The sequence below is a fragment of the Pseudomonas sp. P5_A2_2 genome, from assembly GCF_054177685.1.
Genome location: NZ_JBGCUL010000784.1, coordinates 1 through 2,127, shown reverse-complemented (window position 1 = coordinate 2,127; position 2,127 = coordinate 1). Strand labels below are relative to the sequence as shown.

Sequence of the window (2,127 nt, the reverse complement as noted above, 5' to 3'; positions counted from 1 at the left end):
GCGGTCATGTCGACGATCAGGTTGCTGATGGTGCGCGGCTGCGAGTCGAAGACGGCACCGCTGGTCTGCAGGTAAGAGGTCGGCGTGGTTCCGCCAGGATCGGCGGGGCCGAAGAAGCCGACCGGTTGGACCTGCGCGGTATTGAACACCGGTGTCGTCATGCGCGGGAAGATGGTGTCGGCGGCGCCGAACAGGGGATCGGCCAGGTTGTTGCCGAAGCCGGAGACAGTGCGCAGGCCGAAGGGGACTTCTACGTTCGGCAGCATGTCAACCAGACTCGCGCCTGCCGCATGCCGTTCGGCGATGAAAATTTGTTCGAGAATGAATTCGAGATCGGACTTGTTGAAGCTGGCCATGGCTGTTTCCTCGATGCTTGACTAATCAGGAAACCACACGCTTAAAACACGGCTGCAAACGCGTGGCTTAGTGTTGAACCCCATAAACAAAAAACAGAAATTGAACGACGGGACCTGATTTCACGGCCATACGAAGCCCTTACTGAATCGCGTGCGATCAGCAGTGCTCAACTGAGGATCAATTCCCCATGACAACCGTAACTACAGGCTGGTATTGCGCCTCAAGGAGGCGCCGGCCCATGAACACGGGTTGGATAGATGGCGTAACTTACTAATGGCCCCGTCACGTATCGGGGCTCTATGCATCTGTCCATATGGCTCTCTCAGGCATAGGGGGCTTGTCACAGATGCCACACATCCAGCGATCAGAGTCATTGGCCGGAATACGCTGGCGAAGATCGCCATAGTCCGGGAGTTCCTGAGGGGTGATGGCACGGTTCTGCGTCCATGCGGCTTCGTCAACAAGCCTTTTATCCATGAGCAAACTGGCATCGACTACGAATTGACTAGTCTGTATTGGAGACGGGTTCAACACGCCTGATGGCGGAGTCAGGAAATCAATACTATTGGTAATAACCCCCGGCTGCTTTTGCCGGAAATAGCGATTACCCGGATTGATCGAGAATCTTTTTAATCTATTCATCGCCCCTCCCGCCCTCAACCTCGAATGCTAGCTTTACACTCCATTGAAAATGAGTATTGAGGTGCTACCCGGATGTGTACAGAGACGAAAGCCCAGTCAAATTCTGAGACCTTGGTCAAAGAATCGGATCAGACCTTGGTCGAATCAGACGCTGGCCAAACGTCCAGTGACGCAGTGCCCGGGAGACAGATCCCCCTTGCGAAACTGCGCCATTTAAGCCGCTCAACCCAGTTCGTAATCTGCGCCACAGTAATTCTGGGTTTGACCATGACACTCGTTGGAAACCTCGTAAGCCAGAGTATCGAAGATGCAACGGTTCAAACGGCGGCAGAGACGGGGGCGCGTTATATGCAGAACTTTCTCGAACCTTCTGTCCAGGGATTGACCACTGCCAAAGAACTCCCCGATGAAACGATTCGGACCATCGATCAGCTGCTGTCCAGCACCTCGCTCAGTACACATGTTGTCTCGGTGAAGATCTGGCTTCCAGACGGCACGATTGTCTACAGCACCGACAAATCCACGGTCCAGAAAAAATTTCCGACAGAGGAGATCTCACAGGCGCTGACAGGCAAGATCTATACAGAACTGGACAATGATCTTGAGGATGATACTGACGATGCGTTTGAGCGAAGCCTGAATATTCCGTTCTATGAAATTTTTGCTCCACTGCGCGAAACGGGTACTGGAAAGATTGTTGCGGTGGGTGAGTTCTACGAAACCGCGCAAGCGCTACAGCGCGAAATCAATAACGTTCGCCAGAAAGTATGGGCGATTGTTGGTACGGCAACGATGGCCATGCTTTTGCTTTTATTTTTTATCGTTCGGCGTGACGACAAGATCATAAAGCAGCATGAAACAGCACTTGAATTGCGAATGCATGAGCAAGCCAGGTTGCACTCAAATAATGCCGCCCTTCAGCACAAAGTCACTACAGCCAATCGCGAGTTCTCAAAAATCAATGAACTCACTCTTCGTCGGATCGGGGCAGATCTTCATGATGGTCCTGCTCAGCTGTTGTCACTTATTCTCCTTCGCCTTGAAGAGCTCGAAGATTCACAAGGCGCCTCGGATGGAGAAGTCCTCGAAATGATCAGACGTGCCGGCGAGGATGCTTTAAACGAAGTG

General features: G+C 52.5%; 2 protein-coding genes and 1 pseudogene. 1 reads left to right on the top strand and 2 read right to left on the bottom strand.

The features are described from left to right. Both ACXRVY_RS25640 and ACXRVY_RS25635 read right to left on the bottom strand, forming a co-directional pair. On the bottom strand, positions 1-356 hold a 356-nt coding region (locus ACXRVY_RS25640; protein WP_458238589.1), incomplete at its 3' end, for a hypothetical protein. Between the two features lie 298 nt (positions 357-654). Next, entirely contained in the window at positions 655-999 is a 345-nt protein-coding gene (locus ACXRVY_RS25635) for a hypothetical protein (RefSeq protein ID WP_223462576.1), read from the bottom strand. A 267-nt stretch (positions 1,000-1,266) separates the two neighbouring features. Here ACXRVY_RS25635 and ACXRVY_RS25630 point away from each other — a divergent pair. Further along, positions 1,267-2,127: pseudogene (locus tag ACXRVY_RS25630) on the top strand (sensor histidine kinase); the annotation flags it as partial.